Source organism: Flavobacterium fluviatile, from assembly GCF_010645065.1.
GTDB lineage: Bacteria > Bacteroidota > Bacteroidia > Flavobacteriales > Flavobacteriaceae > Flavobacterium > Flavobacterium fluviatile.
In genome coordinates this window covers 52,689-73,716 of sequence record NZ_JAADZW010000017.1, presented here as the reverse complement: position 1 = coordinate 73,716, position 21,028 = coordinate 52,689, and the positions used below count along the sequence as shown (strand labels likewise).

At 31.5% G+C, this 21,028-nt stretch carries 19 protein-coding genes; 18 read left to right on the top strand and 1 reads right to left on the bottom strand.

All coding sequences use genetic code 11. The features are described from left to right. Positions 1 to 6 precede the first annotated feature (6 nt). The 18 genes from GXM17_RS15755 (at position 7) to GXM17_RS15670 (ending at position 19,881) form a co-directional block, all read left to right on the top strand. A complete protein-coding gene (locus GXM17_RS15755; protein ID WP_163400279.1) occupies positions 7 to 1,095 on the top strand; it encodes a glycosyltransferase family 2 protein in 1,089 nt (362 codons plus the stop codon). Between the two features lie 10 nt (positions 1,096 to 1,105). Continuing rightward, on the top strand, positions 1,106 to 2,200 hold the full coding sequence (locus GXM17_RS15750) for a glycosyltransferase family 4 protein (protein ID WP_163400278.1): 1,095 nt from the start codon (positions 1,106 to 1,108) through the stop codon (positions 2,198 to 2,200). After that, a complete protein-coding gene (locus GXM17_RS15745) occupies positions 2,201 to 2,866 on the top strand; it encodes an acylneuraminate cytidylyltransferase family protein (RefSeq protein WP_163400277.1) in 666 nt (221 codons plus the stop codon). It abuts the gene before it with no gap. Next, on the top strand, positions 2,863 to 3,507 hold the full coding sequence (locus GXM17_RS15740; RefSeq protein ID WP_163400276.1) for a hypothetical protein: 645 nt from the start codon (positions 2,863 to 2,865) through the stop codon (positions 3,505 to 3,507). Before GXM17_RS15745 ends, GXM17_RS15740 begins: the two co-directional genes overlap by 4 nt. A gap of 42 nt (positions 3,508 to 3,549) precedes the next feature. Further along, on the top strand, positions 3,550 to 4,593 hold the full coding sequence (gene neuB, locus GXM17_RS15735) for an N-acetylneuraminate synthase (RefSeq protein WP_163400275.1): 1,044 nt from the start codon (positions 3,550 to 3,552) through the stop codon (positions 4,591 to 4,593). 254 nt (positions 4,594 to 4,847) lie between these two features. Then, positions 4,848 to 5,174 (top strand): GIY-YIG nuclease family protein, encoded by a 327-nt coding sequence (locus GXM17_RS15730; RefSeq protein WP_163400274.1) that lies wholly within the window; start codon positions 4,848 to 4,850, stop codon positions 5,172 to 5,174. Positions 5,175 to 5,291: 117 nt separating this feature from the next. Next, positions 5,292 to 6,413: a UDP-N-acetylglucosamine 2-epimerase gene (gene neuC, locus GXM17_RS15725; protein ID WP_163400273.1), complete on the top strand. Its 1,122-nt coding sequence runs from the start codon at positions 5,292 to 5,294 to the stop codon at positions 6,411 to 6,413. Then, positions 6,413 to 7,813, top strand: coding sequence for a glycosyltransferase family protein (locus GXM17_RS15720; RefSeq protein ID WP_163400272.1), 1,401 nt, complete (start codon positions 6,413 to 6,415; stop codon positions 7,811 to 7,813). Before neuC ends, GXM17_RS15720 begins: the two co-directional genes overlap by 1 nt. A 43-nt stretch (positions 7,814 to 7,856) precedes the next feature. After that, complete coding sequence (locus GXM17_RS15715) at positions 7,857 to 9,290, top strand: MBOAT family O-acyltransferase (protein ID WP_163400271.1); 1,434 nt, start codon at positions 7,857 to 7,859, stop codon at positions 9,288 to 9,290. After that, entirely contained in the window at positions 9,290 to 10,165 is an 876-nt protein-coding gene (locus tag GXM17_RS15710; protein WP_163400270.1) for a hypothetical protein, read from the top strand. The genes GXM17_RS15715 and GXM17_RS15710 overlap by 1 nt, the downstream gene beginning before the upstream one ends. A 9-nt stretch (positions 10,166 to 10,174) precedes the next feature. Then, positions 10,175 to 11,332 carry a glycosyltransferase family 4 protein gene (locus tag GXM17_RS15705; RefSeq protein ID WP_163400269.1) on the top strand — a complete coding sequence of 386 codons (1,158 nt, stop codon included), beginning with the start codon at positions 10,175 to 10,177 and terminating at the stop codon, positions 11,330 to 11,332. A 2-nt stretch (positions 11,333 to 11,334) separates the two neighbouring features. Continuing rightward, positions 11,335 to 12,879, top strand: coding sequence for a glycosyltransferase family 2 protein (locus tag GXM17_RS15700; RefSeq protein WP_163400268.1), 1,545 nt, complete (start codon positions 11,335 to 11,337; stop codon positions 12,877 to 12,879). After that, positions 12,876 to 13,874: a glycosyltransferase family 2 protein gene (locus GXM17_RS15695; RefSeq protein ID WP_163400267.1), complete on the top strand. Its 999-nt coding sequence runs from the start codon at positions 12,876 to 12,878 to the stop codon at positions 13,872 to 13,874. The genes GXM17_RS15700 and GXM17_RS15695 overlap by 4 nt, the downstream gene beginning before the upstream one ends. Further along, complete coding sequence (locus GXM17_RS15690; protein WP_163400266.1) at positions 13,871 to 14,887, top strand: glycosyltransferase family protein; 1,017 nt, start codon at positions 13,871 to 13,873, stop codon at positions 14,885 to 14,887. The genes GXM17_RS15695 and GXM17_RS15690 overlap by 4 nt, the downstream gene beginning before the upstream one ends. Continuing rightward, positions 14,887 to 16,005 (top strand): glycosyltransferase, encoded by a 1,119-nt coding sequence (locus tag GXM17_RS15685; protein WP_163400265.1) that lies wholly within the window; start codon positions 14,887 to 14,889, stop codon positions 16,003 to 16,005. The genes GXM17_RS15690 and GXM17_RS15685 overlap by 1 nt, the downstream gene beginning before the upstream one ends. Then, complete coding sequence (locus tag GXM17_RS15680; RefSeq protein WP_163400264.1) at positions 16,002 to 17,078, top strand: glycosyltransferase; 1,077 nt, start codon at positions 16,002 to 16,004, stop codon at positions 17,076 to 17,078. Before GXM17_RS15685 ends, GXM17_RS15680 begins: the two co-directional genes overlap by 4 nt. Next, positions 17,078 to 18,427 carry an O-antigen ligase family protein gene (locus GXM17_RS15675; protein WP_163400263.1) on the top strand — a complete coding sequence of 450 codons (1,350 nt, stop codon included), beginning with the start codon at positions 17,078 to 17,080 and terminating at the stop codon, positions 18,425 to 18,427. Before GXM17_RS15680 ends, GXM17_RS15675 begins: the two co-directional genes overlap by 1 nt. 59 nt (positions 18,428 to 18,486) lie before the next feature. After that, positions 18,487 to 19,881, top strand: a complete 1,395-nt coding sequence (locus GXM17_RS15670) for a sugar transferase (RefSeq protein WP_163400262.1) — start codon at positions 18,487 to 18,489, stop codon at positions 19,879 to 19,881. A 2-nt stretch (positions 19,882 to 19,883) separates the two neighbouring features. Here the strand turns inward: GXM17_RS15670 and GXM17_RS15665 are convergent, their stop codons facing one another. Next, positions 19,884 to 21,014, bottom strand: coding sequence for a lipoprotein N-acyltransferase Lnb domain-containing protein (locus GXM17_RS15665; protein ID WP_163400261.1), 1,131 nt, complete (start codon positions 21,012 to 21,014; stop codon positions 19,884 to 19,886). Positions 21,015 to 21,028 lie beyond the last annotated feature (14 nt).

Here is a 21,028-nt window from a genome sequence, read left to right as displayed (position 1 = left end):
ATTGTAATGATTACTATTTTATACGCTTATCGAAACAGGGAAATCAATCGTGTTAAGCGTTCGCTGGATTCCTTAGCCTGTCAGACAAAACAAAATTTTAATGTTATTTTTGTTGATTATGGTTCTAAAAAAGAAATGGCTTCAGAAATAAAAGAACTTGTGAAGCATTATTCTTTTTGTAAGTATCATTATTTGTTTACAGCGTTTCAACCCTGGAATAAAAGTAAAGCCTTTAATTATATTTTAAAAAATCTTGATTCAGAATATTGTTTCACTGCAGATGTAGATATGATTTTCCATCCGGAATTTACATTAGTTTTAGAAGAGAAATGTAGTCCTGACAAAGCTACTTATTTTCAGGTGGGCTATATGGCTGATGAGGAAAACAAAAAGGAAAGTGTCAATTATGATGATTATAATATAAAATTTTTAAGTACTGAAGAAGCTACAGGAATGACCCTTTTTCCGGTTCAGCTGCTAAAAAATATCCATGGTTTTGATGAATTTTTTCATTTCTGGGGGGCTGAAGATACTGAAATACATAACAGGATTAAAAAGGCAGGATGTGAATTGGAATTTTATAATCAAAAAGTATTAATGTTACATCAATGGCATAAAAATTATAGAAACAGAGAAACAGTAAATCTAAATACAGAATTGCAAATATCACGAATTGTAGAACTAAATCATCGTCATTTGGTACACAATTCCGAAAATGAAATCAACAATGTAAATTCAGAGAAATGGGGAGAAATGATTTCAGACTCAGAATTTAATGAATTAGAGAACTGGGGAACTGATTTAATTTTGAATAACAAAGTAGAAGTAATTGAACATTTTTTATTTGTCGAACTTCCACAATTTCAGCAAGGTATTTTGTCAGTTTGTTTTGTTGAAGATGATTTTAATAAGTCTTTAAAATACAAGGTTAAAAAGAGATTAGGTAAAAAAGTACCGAAATATTATAGTTTAAAAGAAATAAATGACAAGTTGCTTTTGCATATTATTTCTTTTTATCATCAATTTCCTTATACGTATAAAGTTAGTAATGATCTGAAAAGTATAAGTTTTAAAATAAAAAAAGTTAGCATATAATTTATACAAAATGGCACAAGTAATTTTAATATCACAATTTCCGCTTCCTTATTCTAAAATCGGGAGCTGGACAACTATGTATTATAATTATCTGACAAATTATCATCAAATAGATTATATAATTTGCCAAAAGCCTGAAATTGTCCTCACCAATGTAAAATACCAGTTTGTATCTGAAAATATAATTGATAAAATAAAAAGGAAGTTTTTTAAAAAGCCTTATTTAGGGTATTTAAAAGCACTCCGTCAACTAATCCAAAAAGATAACAAGTATATCATCCAGATTATTGATAATTTTGGAATAATAAAGCCTTTACAGGAATTTTTGGTTCAGAATGGGCTGAGGAAAAATTGTCAGATTCAGTTTTTTTATCACGGATTTCCGCCTTTTTTAGAAAATTTTCATGGCAGATGGTTTTTTGATAGTATAGACGAAATGGTTTTACTCACACATGACAGTTATAAAGTACATAAGGATACTTACACTATATTACCTTGCAAATTTTCAGTATTGCATAACGGAATTGACACAAATAAGTTTCATAAAATTTCCTCTGAAGAAAAGATAATTTTGAAAAAACAATTTGATTTAAAAGACAAAAAAGTTTTTATCTGGTGTTCAAAAGATCTTCCTAAAAAAGGATTAGATTTTATATTGGAGGTTTGGAAAAAGATACATTTGCAAAACAAAGACATTGCTTTATTAGTTATTGGAGCTACACGAAATCAAAAAATAGAAGGAGTTCGTTTTTTAGGAAAAATTCCAAATAATGAACTTCCAAAATATTATCAAATGTCAGATTGTTATTTGTTTCCAACACTTTGTCATGAAGGTTTTGGTATGAGTTTAATAGAAGCTTTGCATTCAGGGTGTTATTGTATTGCTTCTGCAATAGGAGGTGTTCCTGAAGTTTTACAGTATGGAAAGTTCGGCAGGCTAATAGAAAATCCGCATTTTCAGAAAGAATGGGAGGATGCTATTTTAGAGTTTCTCAATCAAAAAAAAATGGAAGAAATCGTAATTCCGGATAATTTGTATTCAGCTCAAAGCTGGAATTCTGGTATGGATATGATTATTGAAAATGCTAAGAACAGATTGAAATAAATGAAAACCATCGCTATTATTCCGGCTCGTGGAGGCTCTAAAAGATTGCCTCAAAAAAATATAAGATTACTTGGAGGAATTCCATTGATTGCTCATAGTATTTTATATGCTCAGGCAAATAGTGAAATAATTAATGAAGTTTATGTGTCAACGGATGATGCAGAAATAAAAAAAATAACTTTAGAATTTGGTGCAAAAGTAATTGACAGACCTGATTCCCTGTCGGGTGATTTAGAACCAACAGTCTCGGCACTCAAAAATGTATTGGAACAAATGGAGGATGAGGTAGAAAATGTTATTCTTTTGCAGCCTACAAATCCGTTAAGACCGCAAAGTTTGCTAAAAGAGTCTTTCGGTTATTATCAGCAAAATAACCAGGATAGTTTATTTACTGTAAGCCAGAATCATCAAAAATTTGGAAAAATTGAGAATCAGAAGTTTATTCCTTTCAATTATAAAATAGGACAACGAAGTCAGGATTTGGAACCTCTTTTTTTTGAAAATGGATTGCTTTACATCAGTAAGGCTAAATTGATTTTAGAAGATAAAATTATTTCAGAGAGTAGTTTTCCATATATAATAGATTCTATTTTTGCCAAAGTGGATATTGATACAGAAGAGGATTTCGATTATGCTGAATATTTATTCAAAAAATATAAAATATGAAAGTTAAAAAACTTGCTACAGATAATTATAAACTTTTCTGTTCTTTAGAAGGCAGTGATTATATAGCCAGTGAATTTGCATTAGAAACATTACTAAAATTAATAACTGTATTTAAAATTAAAAAGATACTAGAAATAGGTTTAGGAATTGGATCTGTTTCTGATACAATTTTAAAATTAGATAAAAAGAAGGATCTAAAAATTGATTATTATGGAACAGAAATGAATCAATTTTGTTTAGAGGCATTGCAAAAAAATGTATTTGATTTTAAAAAGATAAACCTTTTCTCTGAAATTAAAGATATTCCAAATGAAAAATTTAATTTAATAATAATTGATGGCTCAGATGATAATTTAAATTTCATTAAGGAAAAAAGTGAAAAAACAACCATTTTTTTTGTAGAGGGGGATAGAAAAAGTCAAACAGAAAAAATTTTGGAAATTTTTCCAAATCATTTATATGTGAATGTAATTACCTTAAAGAAAAATCCTCCATATGCACATGAAGGAAGAGATTCAAATACATATATTGGTGGCGGGCAGTTAATTTTTATAAATCCAACTTTAAAAATGAGAATTTATTGGCTTAAGGAAAAAGTTGCTACTTTTATTAAGAGAAAAATCAGAAGATGGAACAAATGATTTTGTCTTTGAGAAATTAAATTGTAAAAATTAAATAATACAATGAATCCATACATAGAAATTGCTGGAAGAAAAGTTGGAGCAGATTTTCCGCCTTTTGTTATCGCCGAAATCGGAATTAATCATGAAGGTTCTCTACAAGTAGCTAAAGAAATGGTAGATGCAGCTCATAGAGCTGGAGTTGAGGTAGTCAAACATCAAACACATATTGTAGAAGACGAAATGTCTGGTGCAGCAAAAAAAGTGATTCCGGGTAATGCCGATGTTTCTATTTACGAAATCATGGAACGTTGCTCGCTAAATGAAGCCGATGAATTAGAACTTAAAAATTATGTCGAAAGCAAGGGAATGATTTTTATTTCTACACCATTTTCAAGGGCTGCTGCTGAGCGTTTACGCAAATTTGATATTCCGGCTTATAAAATAGGTTCGGGCGAATGTAATAATTATCCTTTATTAGAACATATTGCTTCTTTTGGAAAACCTGTTATTTTAAGCACAGGAATGAATACGATTGAAAGCATCCAAAAAGCAGTTACTATATTTGATAATCATAATATTCCTGTCGCTTTATTGCATACTACCAATTTATACCCTACGCCCATTCATTTGGTTCGTTTTGGGGCAATGATAGAGATGCATCAAGCTTTTCCTGATAAAGTATTTGGCTTGTCTGATCATACTTTGAATAATAATGCCTGCCTGGGAGCTGTAGCTCTTGGTGCAAGTATTTTAGAAAGACATTTTACAGACCACATGCAGCGTACAGGTCCGGATATTGTGTGTAGTATGGATGAAAAAGCTTGTCAGGAATTAATAGTTTTCAGTGCCGAAATAGCACAAATGCGTGGCGGAACCAAAAAACCGGCGGAAGAAGAACAAGTGACTATAGATTTTGCTTTTGCAACGGTTTGTACTATTGCTCCAATCAAAAAAGGTGAAGTTTTTACCAAAGAAAATATTTGGGTAAAACGCCCTGGAACCGGAAAAATTTCAGCAGAACATTTTAATGATTTACTTGGTAAAAAGGCTATTCGAGATATTGAAAATGACGAGCAGTTGAGTTGGGAAGACATTTGCGAGTAAAAAGGTCTCGACTGCGCTCGACCTAGAAAGAAGGTGATTTTATTGTCACCTCGAGCGCAGTCGATAGGGAGAGCAGTCGAGAGAGGTTGGAGTCGAGAGGGAGCGGAGTGGAGATTAAGTTTAGTTGTGGATTTTGGGATCTTAAAAAAGTCTCGACTGCGCTTGACCTGACAGAGAGGTTTGATAAATGATTTTGTCAAATCGAGCGCAGTCGAGATTAATGATAGTCCAGAATCATTTTAAAAATTAGAATTATGAAATTCTATTATGTTTATATTTTAAATTGTAACGATGATTCTTTATATGTAGGAATAAGCTCGAATATTGAGAAAAGATTAATAGAACATAATGAAGGAAAATATTCAGACGCTTATACACATTCCAGAAGGCCAGTTACATTAGTTTTTTATCAGGAATTTTTAGATCCTAATCAAGCTATTGAGTTTGAGAAGAAAATTAAAAAATGGAGTAGAGCCAAGAAGCAAGCTTTGATAGAAGGAAATTTTGATAATTTGCAAAATTTATCAGAATGTAGAAATGCGACTCATTATAAATACAATCCAAGTAATGATGAAATTTAGATTGAAAAGCGTCTCGACTGCGCTCGACCTGACAGAGAGGACTGATAAATGATTGTGTCAAATCGAGCGCAGTCGAGATTACATCTATTCAAGGTTGAGTTTATAAACAAGTACTAAATGAAAAAAATCCTTTTCCTTACCGGAACCCGCGCTGATTTTGGAAAAATAAAATCATTAATAACAATTCTGGAACCTCAAAATGAATTTGAGGTTTTTCTATTTGTTACCGGTATGCATTTACAGGAAGAGTACGGATACACTTTACTGGAGATTGAAAGATGTAATTTTAAGAATATTTATACTTTCGTTAACCATACCCATGAAACCACAATGGATTTAACTTTGGCTAAAACTATTGAAGGGTTTTCGAATTACGTCAAAACAATTCAGCCGGATATGATTGTAGTACATGGAGATCGGGTTGAAACACTGGCCGGTGCTATTGTTGGTTCATTAAATAATATTTTAGTTTCGCACATCGAAGGCGGTGAAATATCAGGAACTGTTGATGAGTTAATAAGGCATAGCGTCAGTAAATTGAGTCACATCCATTTTGTATCCAACAAAGAAGCTGAAAAAAGACTCATTCAGATGGGAGAAATAAAAGAATCGGTTTTTACAATTGGGTCTCCGGATATTGATATTATGTTTTCTGATCAATTGCCTGATTTAGAAGTTGTAAAAAAATACTATAATATTTCTTTTGATAAATTCTCTATCGTAATGTTTCACCCGGTGACGACCGAGATTCAAAATATGAAGCAATATGCAGAAAATTTTGTTTCAGCATTACTAAATGACAGCCATAATCATGTGGTTATTTTTCCAAATAACGATTTAGGAAGCCAATATATTTTAGAAAGTTATGAAAAGCTAAAAAAGAATGATCGTTTTAGAATTTTTCCATCACTTCGGTTTGAATATTTTCTGACCCTTTTAAAAAACAGCCAATTTATAATTGGCAACAGTAGTGCAGGTGTTCGAGAAGCGCCTTATTATGGTATTCCAATTATCAACATTGGTACAAGACAGCAAAATAGAGCTGTTCATGCGGATATTATAAATGTAAGTTATTCTGAAAAAGAAATAACTAAGGCACTTTGTAGTATTGATTTCCATAAAATACAAAAAACAGATAATGATTTTGGTAAAGGAAATAGTGCAGAATTATTTCTTAGTTGTTTACAGAAATCGGATATTTGGCAGCTTAATCACCAAAAACAATTTAGAGATAATTAATGCCAGACAAAAAAATATTCATCTTATTGCCAGACGGAATCGGACTTCGGAATTTTGCTTTTTCTGATTTTTATAAAATTGGATTAGAGAAAAATTTTGATATCCAATACTGGAATAACACACCGTTTGATTTAACAACATTAGGTTTTGATGAAATTAAAATCAAAAAGGCAAAATTAAATCCTTTAACAGATAGTTATAAAAACGCCCGTAAACATATTGAACTTAATTTGAGCATAAAAGCCGAAAAAGATTTGGTTTATGACACATATCGATTTCCTTTTACGTATAAAAAATTAAAACCAGCGTTAAAAAATATTTACTCCAAGTTTTTAATTTCCACACATTCTTCTCTCAAGGGCTTGGAGAAAGTTCGGGAAAAGATTAAAAGTTTTGAAAGTAACACTTCTTACTTTAATGAATGTCTGGAAACGCTTCAGAACGAAAAACCAGATTTTGTGTTTTGCACGAATCAGCGGCCTGTCCTGGCAATCGCTCCCATATTAGCAGCAAAAAAATTAAATATTCCTACGGCGACATTCATCTTTTCCTGGGATAACTTGCCAAAAGCCACTATGGTGACCGAAACTGATTTTTATTTTGTGTGGAGTGAACACATGAAAAAAGAATTACTTCATTATTACCCTTATGTGAAAGAAAATCAGGTTTTTATTACTGGAACGCCACAATTTGAAAACCATTTTGACAGCAATCTGCGTGTTTCAAAAGAGCAATTTTATAAGGATCATCAACTCGATTTAAATAAAAAATACATCTGTTATTCCGGTGATGATATAACAACCTGTCCGGATGATCCGCAATATCTGAGTGATGTTGCAGAAGCTGTGAGAAAGTTAAATGGAAAGGGATATTCTCTGGGGATACTTTTGAGACGCTGCCCTGTCGATTTTTCAGCTCGATATGATGAGGTTTTGAAAAAAAACAGGGATATTATCACTCCGGTTGCTCCTGCGTGGAAAAAAGTAGGAGAGGGATGGAATACCATTTTGCCAACCAAAGCTGATATGGTTTTGCAGACCAATACGATACAACATACCGAAATGGTTATAAATTTAGGCTCCTCAATGGTCTTTGATTATGCAGCTTATAAAAAGCCATGCGCTTTTATTAATTATGACCTAAATGCTAAAATCGATAAAAGTTGGTCGGTTTCGAAAATATACAAATACATTCATTTTCGTTCAATGCCAAATAAAAATGCGGTGATTTGGTTAGACTCTGCAAATACAATCGCTGATAAGATTGAATTTGGTTTACAGCACCCAAAGCATAGTATTGAAGATGCACAATTATGGTTTGAAAAAATTAACAGACACCCTCCGCAAGATTCTTCAAAACGAATTTGGGACCGAATTATGAGCATACTTTCTGAGAAATAACCTTTCTTTGCACTTCAAATTAGAATAAATATTACAGTCAATTATGTTTTTTAACTCCATAGCGTTTGCTATTTTTTTACCAATTGTTTTCTTTCTTTATTGGTTCGTTTTCAATAAAACAAAAAACACTCAAAACGCTCTGTTAATAATTGCCAGTTATTATTTTTATTCGTGTTGGGACTGGAGATTTCTTTTTTTATTAGTCTTTTCAACTTTTCTGGATTATTATACCGGAATTCAAATCGAAAAAGGGGAATCAGAAAAAAGCAGAAAATTTTGGTTTTGGCTGAGCATTCTGGTAAATTTAGGATTTTTAGGGGTCTTTAAATACTATAATTTTTTTGCTGCTTCATTTTCAGATTTACTAAATGCTGCGGGTTTAAAATCGAGTCCACTTCTATTGAATGTAATTCTGCCGGTAGGAATTTCATTTTACACTTTTCATGGTTTATCGTATGTAATTGATATCTATTATAAACGAATCAAAGCCGAATATAATTTTGTAGATTATTCATTGTTTGTAAGTTATTTTCCGCTTCTTGTCGCCGGTCCAATCGAAAGAGCGACTCATTTACTGCCTCAGGTAAAAATAAAGCGAGAGTTTAATTTTGAAAAAGCCAAAGAAGGTATTTACCAAATCATCTGGGGATTAGTTAAAAAAGTAGTCATTGCAGATACTTGTGCAACTTACGCAAATGCGATTTTCGATCATTATACTTCAATGAATTCTTTCTCCCTTATGTTAGGGGCAGTTTATTTTGCATTCCAAATTTATGGAGATTTTTCAGGGTATTCAGATATTGCATTAGGAACTTCAAAATTGTTTGGTTTAGATTTATTACGAAACTTTAACTACCCTTATTTTTCAAGAGATATAGCCGAGTTCTGGCGTCGCTGGCACATTTCCCTATCTTCCTGGTTTCGTGATTATTTGTACATTCCGTTAGGTGGAAGTAAAGGCGGACTTTGGATGAAAATCAGAAACACTTTTATCATTTTTGTGGTTAGCGGTTTTTGGCATGGAGCCAACTGGACCTACATAGCCTGGGGATTTATCAATGCGGTTTACTTTCTGCCTTTGCTTTTGCGTAATAGTAACCGAAACAATATGGATGCAATACACCTTTCATGGAACTTTAATTCCGTAAAGACAATATTTAGTATTCTTTCGACCTTTTTGATAACCTGTGTGGCCTGGATTTTTTTTAGAGCTAAAACCATAACTGATGCTGTTTTGTATATAAAAGGAATTTTTACTAATAAAGATTTTGGCTTTCAGTATTTAGACAACGAGCGTTATAATTACGAGCTCCTTCTTTTGATTGGATTATTTGTTTTGGCAGAATGGAACAGCCGAACTAAAATTGAGCCTCTTTCAGGTAAAAAAAGCATGTTGAAATTAACTTTGGCAATTATGGCAATTATGGCTTTTGGTACTTTTTCAGATTACAAAGAATTTATATATTTTCAGTTTTAATGAAGCATTTTCTAATTTATACAATCAAAATCTCTGTTGTAATTCTGCTAACTGCTATTGCTTTAGATGGATTATACACGTATGTTTTTTTACAATCCAAAAACAGAGGGAAAATTGAAACTGTTTTTAATTCAAAAGCTCAAAAATATGATGTTGTAATCCTGGGCTCATCAAGAGCCAATAATCATTTTGTTTCAAAAATGTTTGAAGAAAAAGGATTAAAAACATTTAATTACGGAATGAGTGGAGGTCATTTGTTTGAAGCGTCATTGTTGTTGAAATTAATGATTGAAAGGAAATACACAATTAAAAATGTCATTCTGGAAGCTGATCTCAATCTTTCAAATGATCATCAGGCAGAAGGAATAGCAGCATTGTTCCTGCCCTATATTCATAATTCTGAAACGATTAAAAATCACTTCCAATCGCAGGAAAATTTTAATGAATTGTATTACATTCCTTTTTACAGATACATAAAGTATGATGGTAAAATAGGGTTTAGGGAAACATTTTTTACTTTAATTCATAAAAAAACAAATGCTTTAGATAATCAGGGATATTACCCGTTGAAAAAACACAAAAACGGGAATATGAAAAATAATATTGTGAATCTAAATCCACTAAAACACAATAAATATTACGAAGAAATTAAAACTATTTGTAAAGCTAATAATATCAATTTTATTCCTGTAATGACACCAATGTGTGAAAATGTAACCGGGATGAATTATTTTGATAAAGTAAAAAAAGCTTATCCTGAAATTTATAATTACGAGAATGTGGTTGTTGAAAATAAATATTTTTCTTCCTGCGGACATATGACAGATAGTGGTGCCAGATTGTTTACAGCTATTATTTTAAAAGACTTTTTTTAAAAAATAAGAATGAAAATAGCATTTTTAACCCCGGAATATCCACACTCCAAAACAGGAAACTCAGGAGGAATCGGGACAAGTATAAAGAACCTGGCAATCGGACTTTTAGCCAAAGGAATTTCTGTAAGGATATTAGTATATGGACAGGAGCAGGATGATACGTTTGATGATGACGGAATTCTTATTCAGCAAATAAAAAACATTAGGTTTAAAGGTTTATCCTGGTTTTTGACAAGAAAAAAGATTGAAAAAATAATCAATCAATTGCATGCAAATAATGAAATTGATTTGGTTGAAGCAGCAGACTGGACAGGTATTTCATCATTTATAAAACCAAAATTATGTCCTTTGCTTATCAGATTACATGGGTCTGATACCTATTTTTGCCATTTGGATAATCGGAAAGTAAAATGGATTAATAAGTTTCATGAAAAAAGAGCATTAAAAAAATCAGATGGATTATTGTCTGTAAGTCAGTTTACAGCTGATACCACAAATATGATTTTTGGTTTGAAGAAGAAATTTACAATTATTCCAAACCCTATTGATGTTAATTTATTTCAGGTTGATAATGAAAGCGACCAGAAGCGAAAAACGATATTGTATTTTGGAAGTTTAATTAGAAAAAAAGGGCTTTTAGAATTGCCGTTGATTTTTAATAAAGTAATAGAAAATGACCCTGCTGCTAAATTGATTTTAATTGGTAAAGATGTACCCGATATTATTTCAGGAAATCCTTCAACCTGGAAAATGATGCAGAAATTATTTTCAGAAAAAGCGTTCCCAAATGTTACTTATTTAGGAAGCGTTCCGTATATTGAAATAAAAGAGAAAATCCAGCAGGCAAATGTTTGCGTTTTTCCTTCTTTTGCAGAGGCTTTCCCGGTTTCGTGGCTGGAAGCTATGGCAATGCAAAAACCAATTGTAGCCTCAAATGTTGGCTGGGCAACGGAAATGATTGACGAGGGTAAAAATGGTTTTTTAGTCCATCCAGCCAATCATAAGGCTTTTGCACAAAAAATTAGTGATTTTCTGGAGGATGAACTTTTGTCCCTTAAATTAGCAAAAGCAGCGAGAGATAAAGTAGAAAAATATTTCGATATACACGTAATAGCCAATCAAAATATAGAGTTTTATAAAAAAATAATAAGCCAAAAAAATAAGTAAAAATGGTAATTGTTTATCATGAAAACAATAAAGTAATTAGCGTTTGGAAAGCGAATGAAATCATACTTTTTTCAGGTAAAAATATTGTAGCAACTTTATTTGAAATTGCAAGTGCTTTTCCAAATGAATTATTGATTTGGTGTCATTCAGATTTTAAATCTAATTTGAATTTTCATGAACTTGAGTCCATTTTTCACCATAAAAGGATAATGGCTTCTTATAATCCTTTCCCAAATTCATTTTTATCAGACGGAATTGGTTACGTAGATGAATCTGTTTTTATAAATGTAAATAAAAAAGTTACTTATCCCACCTGGCAGATGAGTAGCATTGCCGGAGGTATTGATGCGTCTGTTTTATTAGCTTTAAAAGATAATATCAATGTTTCAGATAATCTGGATTATTTCCTGCACTCTTTGGCAAAACTTACAATGCACATAGGAATTTTGTGTTATTCGGAGCCAAAATTATTAAAAGAAATTCCGAATCAAACCAAAATTAATAACTGCAGCAATTTCGTTTTATTTCGGTTTGTAAAGCAGCACTACCGAACTCGCTGGGTGTTTTTATTGTTTTTGAATCTGTTTTTATATGAAAGAAAAATTGCTCTTTTGCCTTTCCTATTGTCCTTGTTTTATTTTCAGCGAAAGTTAAAAAAAAGTGTGTTAGACAATATTGAGATTCAGTCAACAAAAAAAGTAGTGGAACTGGGGACGATAGATGTAATTATTCCAACTATAGGGCGGAAAAATTATTTGTATGATGTTTTAAAAGATTTATCAAAACAGACTCATCTTCCTGAAAAGGTTATAATTGTAGAACAAAATCCTAATCCTGATAGTGTTTCAAAATTAGATTATCTCGCAAGTGAAACCTGGAATTTTGAAATAAAACACATTTTCACACATCAGGCAGGTGCGTGCAATGCCCGAAATTTAGCGTTGGCCGAAGTAAAAAGCGAATGGGTTTTTATGGCTGATGATGATATAAGAATAGATAAAATTTTTTTTAAAAATGTATTTTTAAAAATTAAGGAATTTGGAATCGACGTAATGACACTAGCTTGTTATGGAGAAGGATATCTATCCGGTAAAAAACATGAAATACAAATGCAATGGGGATCGTTTGGTTCTGGATGTAGTATTGTAAAAAACCAATTTTTAAGAGGCATGAAGTATGATAAAAGGTTTGAATTTGGTTATGGAGAAGATAGTGATTTTGGAATGCAATTAAGGAATTTAGGAATCGACATTTTGTATGTGCCAAATCCGGAAATCATCCATTTAAAAGCACCTGTAGGCGGATTTAGGACCAAACCAGTTTTAGCATGGCAAAATGATGTAATAAAGCCTAAGCCATCGCCAACAGTTATGTTGTATAAAATATTGCACTTAAATGAAAAGCAAATCCGGGGTTATAAAACTATTTTGTTTTTAAAATTTTATAAAAAACAGTCAATAAAAAATCCAATTAGATATTTCTCTAAATTACAAAAGCAATGGAATAGAAGTGTATACTGGGCGAATCAATTAAAAAATCAGGAATGAAATTTTCGTTAATCATTTGTACCTACATGAGACCGGAACCTTTACTGAAATTATTGCATTCAGTGAAGAGACAGACTTTATACCCTGATGAAATTTTAATTGTTGATGGTTCTCTAAACAAGCATACAGAAAACATTCTTATTCAAAATCAATTTCAGAATCTAAAATATTTTTTAATTGATGAATCAGACAGAGGTCTTACTAAACAAAGAAATTTCGGAATTAATAATATAAGTGAAACTACTGAAATTGTTTGTTTTCTGGACGACGATACAATTTTAGAAATAGATTATTTTGAGAATTTATTGGATACCTACAAATTGTTTCCTGATGCATTAGGAGTTGGAGGTTATATTTCTAATGAAGTAAAGTGGGAAAATGCAGGGCCAAATATTATACCTGAAATAAATGAATTTTATTTTGACGGATGGAAACGTAAAGATGGCAGCAGGTTTGTTTTAAGAAAAAAGCTGAATTTAGATAGTGATCAGCCACCTGGTTTCTCTCCTTCATTTTCACATGGAAGGAGTGTTGGTTTTTTGCCGCCTTCAAATAAAATATACCAGGTTGAACAATTAATGGGAGGAGTTTCTTCGTTCAGGAAATCTGTATTTGAAAAGTTTTTATTTTCTCCTTATTTTGAAGGTTACGGTTTATATGAAGATGCTGATTTTACTTTGAGAGTTGCTAAAACAGGAAAATTGTACTTAAATACTGCTGCCCGATTGTCCCATTTTCATGAACCCTCCGGTAGGCCTAATCAATATAAATATGGAAAAATGGTCGTTAGAAACGGCTGGTATGTGTGGAGGGTTAAAAATCCGAATCCAAATATTGAAGATTGTCTTAAGTGGAATGCCATAACCATTTTATTAACTCTAATTCGTTTTACTAATATAATAACAGAAAAAAATAGAAAAGAAGCTTTTACAGAAGCAGTCGGCAGAACTGTTGGTTGGTGGAGTTTACTCTTTAATAAGCCAAAACAAAAATGATATTTTTATTAAAAAAGAAGATTCTAAAAAAGTTAAAAGAGTTTAAGTCAAATTATTCCTATATCCGGTTTTATAATCAGGACAAACCGGTTATTTATATCAATTTAAACCATCGCACAAAAGTCAGGACTTATCTGAATCTTTTTTTTAGAATTCATAACGTTTATAATGAACCAATAGTCATTAAATTTTCATTGTTAAGAATGATTTTTTTGGCAAGATGGTTCAATGAGCTTGATTATATTTATTTTGCAAAACCATTTTCGAAAACAATAAAATTCAAAACTTTCAGTCATCATAAAAAAGCAGATTTCAGGGTTAATTACAATTACAAAAAAATATATTCATGTGATGAATATCAGGAAAATGCATTGCCATACATTATGCATCCTGTTAATTATTTACATCCAGAAATTGAAACCTTACCTAAAAATATTGGAATTTTGATGAGTGGGAATTTTGAAGAAAAAATATATAATACAAGCGTGATTCAGCATAACTTTGGATTACTTAACAGATGGGAGATTTGCAACGAAATTGTAAATCATAAAAAAGCGCTTTCAATTTCAGGGGACGAATTGGTTAAAGATTTATTCACCGGACGTTTTAAAAATAATTTAGTTTTAATGAAATGGCAGTCAGGAGCAATTCCCACAGAAAAGTGGAGGCATTTTCTTTCATCTGCCGATTTTATTTTTTGTGCTCCGGGAATGACAATGCCTATGTGTCATAATGTTTTAGAAGCAATGTCCGTAGGTGTAATCCCAATTTTAAATTATCCGCATTGGTTAAATCCTTCTTTAAAAGACAATTCTGATTGTTTGGTTTATAAAGATGTTTCAGATATTAAAACTATAATTGATAAAGCACTTTTGCTGTCTGATAATGAAAAAAAAGAAATGGCGAAAAATGTAATCGAATATTATAAAAGATATTATGAAAGTTATGTTTTTAACGAAAATAAAAACAGTGAGTTAGTTGTTTTAAATGAAAATATTAAAGATTTAGTTTGATGAAATTTGCAATCATCACACATGTTATTCACCAACAAAAAGGGAATCAATATTTTGGTTATGCACCTTATATACGCGAAATGAATATTTGGTTTAAATATACTGATGAGGTCATTGTGGTGGGACCATTGGAGAATAAAGAAATAACAGCTATCGATTTGGCTTATAATCATGAGAAAATTGATTTTAGGATTATTCCGAATTTCAATTTTATAGGTATTAAGAATATCTTTTCTGCGGTATTTAAATTGCCTAAAATTTTCTGGAAGATATTTTGGGCCATGAAAAATGCCGATCATATTCATTTGAGATGTCCCGGGAACGTTGGTTTAATAGGTTGTTTTGTTCAGATTTTGTTTCCCCATAAAATAAAAACTGCAAAATATGCAGGAAATTGGGACCCGAAAAGTAAACAGCCGTGGACGTATCGTTTGCAAAAATATATTCTGAGTAACACTTTTTTAACCCGAAATATGCAGGTACTGGTTTATGGAGCTTGGGAAAATGAATCAAAAAACATAAAGTCTTTCTTTACGGCTACCTATTCAGAATCAGAAAAAGAAACAATTAAAAAGACAAGTCCAGATTTAGGAATTCATTTTGTTTTTATTGGGAGCATAGTTTTAGGAAAAAACCCGTTATATGCTGTGAAATTAGTTGAAAAACTGATAGAAAAGCGTCATGATGTTACTTTAGAATTGTATGGAGAAGGTTCAGAAAGACAGAAATTAGAGGATTACATTAAGGAAAATCAATTAGAGCATAATGTAATTTTAAAAGGAAATCAGAATCAGGAGATTATAAAAAAGGCATGTCAAAAAAGCCATTTTGTAGTTTTACCTTCTAAAAGTGAAGGCTGGCCAAAAGCTATTGCCGAGGGTATGTTCTGGGGATGTGTTCCTGTTGTAAGCAAAGTTTCTTGTGTTCCCTTCATGCTCGATTATGGAAATAGAGGTATTCTGTTGGAGATGGATTTAAAAAAAGATGAGGAAAAAATAAATGAAGTTGTAAATGATGAAAATATTTTCTTTGCTAAAAGCGAATCGGCAATTAATTGGTCACAAAAATACACTACAGATGTTTTTGAAACTGAAATTAAAGAGCTACTAAAAAAATGAGAATATTACAAATTATAGATTCTCTGGAAGCAGGAGGAGCTGAACGTATGGCTGTGAATTATGCAAATGCTTTAGCAAAAAAAATAGAGTTTTCCGGATTAGTGGCAACTAGAAAAGAAGGGGTTTTGAAAAACCAAATTGATTCGAAAGTGTCTTATGTTTTTTTGGACAAAAAGAAAAGTATCGATTTAAAAGCCGTTTTTAAATTAAGGAAATTTATAAAAAATAACAAAGTAGATATAGTTCATGCGCATAGTTCTTCTTTTTTTATTGCTGTTTTAGTAAAATTCACTTTTCCTAAAGTAAAAATCATTTGGCATGATCATTACGGGACTCGCGTTAAAGAGTCTGGCAGGCAAAATAAAGTTTTGATTTTAATGTCTGTTTTTTTCTCCTCTATTTTTGTTGTGAATCTTCAATTAAAGGAGTGGAACAAAAAAAATATGAAATGTTCTAAAGTAATTTTTTTACCAAATTTTGCAACTTTTCAAAATGTATTCGAACAATCAACTATCTTAAAGGGCAATGTGGGTAAAAAAATTGTTTTTTTGGCAAACTTAAAAAAACCTAAAAATCATATTTTGATTTTGAAAGCTTTTCATGAATTAAGATTAAATGAGTTAGGATGGAGTTTACATCTGATTGGTAAAGATTATTTTGATGCTTATTCTGAGGTAATAAAAAAATTTATAGAAATTAGTTCATTGAGTAATGATATACATTTGTATGGTGAAAAAAATGATATAAAATTTATCTTATCTCAAGCGTCAATAGGTATTTTAGCTTCAACAGACGAAGGATTTCCAGTAACTTTATTAGAATATGCTTTAGGAAATTTGGCTGTAATTTCAACAAATGTAGGGTATTGCTCATCGGTTATTAAAGATGAGTTTACCGGATTGCTCTTCGATCCTTCTTCAAGTTGTGAAGTGAGAGATCAATTACTTAAATTAATTATGAATGATTTGCTCATAAAAAAACTAAGGGATAATCTAAAAGAGTATGTAACCACAAATTATTCTGAAGAAATAGTAATTGAAAAGCTAATACTCGAATATAAAAAAAATACTTAATGAAAAATATTTCATTGACTTATATTTATCTCCTGATAATCCATGCATTAATTGCCTTGGCGATCTTTTTGGTACCCTTTTTATCAAAAATTTATGCACTTTTAATTCCTGCTATTGGCTTTTACGTTGTTTATATAACAAAGAATAAAAACCATGAAGTTCTTTTGGTTGCCGCATATATGGTTGGCGTTGAAGTTTTTTTGCGGATGACAGGAGGCAATTTTAATAACGAATACATAAAATTAAATGTTGTTTTTTTTATGTTATTGGGGATGGTTTACAAAGGGTTTTCAATGAACTCATTTATTTATTGGATATTTCTCATATTCCTGATACCGGGTATTTTGGTAACTTCAATGACTGATTTTTATTCTGTTGACATAAGAAAAGCAATAGTTTTTAATCTTTCCGGGCCATTTTGTCTTGCCCTCTGCGCAATTTATACTTTAAACCGAAAAATTCTTTTTTCAGATTTGCAGCATATTGTAATTGCTATGGGATTGCCTATCATTACTACAACTGTATATCTGGTTTTGTATAATCCCAGCGTTAAGGATGTGATAACTGGTACACAGTCTAATTTTGAAACATCCGGAGGATTTGGACCAAATCAGGTATCGACTGTTTTAGGATTGGGTATGTTTGTGTTTTTTACACAGTTTATAATTTTCTCCAAATCGAAATTAATGTGGTTTGTAAATGGGAGTATAGTTGCTCTCATCAGTTTTAGAGGCATAGTAACTTTTTCCAGAGGAGGTGTAATAACAGGAGTCTTTATGATTGTGATTTTACTATTGTTGTTGTATCTTTATTCAGATGCAAAAGGAAAAGCAAAATCCCGAATGGTTATTATCCTGTCTGTATTTATGGGACTTGGGATATGGGGTTACACTTCTTTGAAGACATCAGGACTCATAGATAAAAGATATGCCAATCAGGACGCGGCGGGAAGAACAAAAAAGGATAGACTTGGCGGACGTGAAAAAGTAATGAATAATGAAATAAATCTGTTTTTAGAAAATCCGATACTGGGTGCAGGCGCAGGTCTCGGTAAACAGTTCAGGAAAGAAATGATTGGTCAGGAGGTTGCTTCTCACAATGAAATAACAAGAATGTTAAGTGAACATGGTTTATTTGGAATTTTCGGACTATTGATACTTTTTGCCACACCCTTAGTGTTGTTCATAAATAACCGACAGCATCTGTATTGCCTGTCATTTTACTTTTTTTGGCTCCTGACTATTAATCATGCAGCGATGCGAACAGCTGCTCCTGCTTTTGTTTATGCTTTATGCCTTCTTTCGGTACAACTGAAAAAACCTGAAAAAGCAGTAAATTCAGTCAATTAAATTCTGTTTTTTATAATACATTTGCTTCCGGGTTATAGCTCAAAATCAAGATACAATATATGCAGACAAACAAAAAAATGCATTTTGAAATTTCAGAAAGAAAAGTACTTCTCAGGCTTTTTGATATTGCATTTGTTTTGTTTGCGCTGTATCTAATGGATGAGTTATTTTATTATTCATATTTCAATTTGGATAGTGCAGATTATTCCAGACCAATTTTATTTATCGTTTATCTGAGTGGTTTTGGGGCAATCTTCGAGATATACAATCTTCAGATTGCAAGTAATCAGTTCCAGATTCTGCGAAGTGTTATCTTAACTGTGACAACAGCTACTTTAGTATATTTGTTTACACCTATATTGTCGCCTGAACTTCCAAAACAGCGTTTGGTTATTCTGATTTTCTATTTAATGATTCTGGGTGCTTTATTGTTTTGGCGCTTTTTTTACGTTTTCTTTTTAGCGACTCATCGGTTTTCACAAAACGTCATTTTAATATGCAATAAGCATCAGGTCGATGAACTCGTTTTAGGATTAGAAAACGTTGATCCGCATTATAAAATCATTGGCTTTGTAAATTCAGATATTCTGGCTGAACAGGATTTTTCCTTAAACTATATTAAAGAAATTGAAAAAGATCATTTATTGTCTTTTGTAAGTAAAAATAATATATCTGAAATTATTATAGCTTCTCAAAAAACAGATGGTATTACGGCCGATTTATATCAGCATTTGCTGCATTTGCTGGAGAAAGGAAATATCATCAGAGAATATACACAAGTATATGAAAGCAAAACCCAACGCATTCCGGTTCAGTATATCGCCAGGGATTTTTATCGATTTTTTCCTTTTAGCCGTAGTAACAACAATAAGTTATATTTGCTGTTAGTAAGCTTTCTTGAATTTGTTTTTTCACTAACTGGTTTAGTTCTTTGCGCCTTTTTCATACCATTGATTTTTATTGCTAATGTGTTTTGGAATAAAGGATCTTTGTTTTATACACAGGAGCGTGTCGGCAAAAACGGCAGGGTATTCCAAATTTACAAGTTCAGGACAATGGTTGAAAATTCTGAAAACAATGGTGCTGTTTTTGCAAAACCAAATGATAAAAGGATTACACGATTTGGGAAATTTATGCGCAAGACAAGAATTGATGAATTTCCACAGTTCATAAATGTTTTAAAAGGAGATATGGCTGTTATTGGCCCAAGACCCGAAAGACCGTTCTTTGTTAAGGAAATTGCAGAAATAATGCCGTTTTATGAAACCCGCCATGTTATTAAACCGGGACTCACAGGCTGGGCACAAGTAAATTATTCATACGGAGAATCTATTGAAGAAAGCCTTATAAAATTACAGTATGATCTATACTATATCAAACATCGAAGCATATTTCTGGATTTAAGTATTACCTTAAAAACCATAACAACAGTTCTATTTTACAGAGGGCAATAATTTTAGATTATTATCGGTATTCTTTTTTTATTTCTAATCGCTATCCTTGCCAAAACAACTCCACTCGTAATAATCATTGGCAGAACAATAAAAAAGTGAGCTTTATTAATTATGAAAAGGGTATAAATTATTAATAAAATCAAATGCAGCACAGCGAATTTATAAGTCCATCTTTTGTTGTTAATCGCTGAAAAAATAATCAAAAACAACAACAAAGGACTAAATAGTAAGACGTTATAATTCAGTGCTAATTCTCGATGGAAGGAATAAAATCCCATTGAAATAAAAAAGATACCCATCAAGGATAAAATAAATAAATAGATATTATCAACAAATCTTTTGTTTATCAGGATAATAAAACCAAGAATAAGAATATAGCTGTAAACGTTATTCCACCAGGAAATTGGAGTTACTTTTTCAAAACTTAATAATGTTTTACTCTTACTGGTAAGTGGATGATTTTGGAAAGTTGTTTTTTCTAAACTGTTTTTTAATTCGAAAGGCAGGAATATTTTAGTACCTGACTGATCTACTTTAGTCCCAAAAATAATACTTGTTCCTAACTTTTCATAAAAATGCCCGTCAAAGTAAGGAAATAAGATGCTTCTGTATGTTATGTCGGTATCTCCTTTTTTGGTTATTACTTTTTCGTTTAATGTTTTATTAATGATATCAACGACCATAGAAGTGCAGTTTTTATCAATAAATTTATAAGTGTAATAACGTTCATCAGAAAGCAAAGTAACATTTAAGTTGTCAAAAAGCTTTTGCCTGGCCTCCTGCGGAATAAGCAGTTTTTGTTCATAAACACTTCTTTTTTCGTAATCGTATTCCTTTATAAAATCATTATAAGAATGTGCAATTACAAAATATTGTAAATCACCTTTTGCAAATTTGGCCACAAAATTTGGAGTTCTGAAATCAAATGCGCCATAATTGTACACGACATCAATATTATTTGCAGGATCAGCAACACGAATTGCAGTATGTCCGAAAAATGAATAAGATTCGTTGCCTAACCCGCAAGTCAATACACTTACATGTGCATCTTTGGATAAGGGTAAATTTTGTCCAAAGCTAAAATTGGATAATAGTAACAGGAAAATTATCTTTCGAAACGCAAAACCTCTCATGTTGATTTTTTATA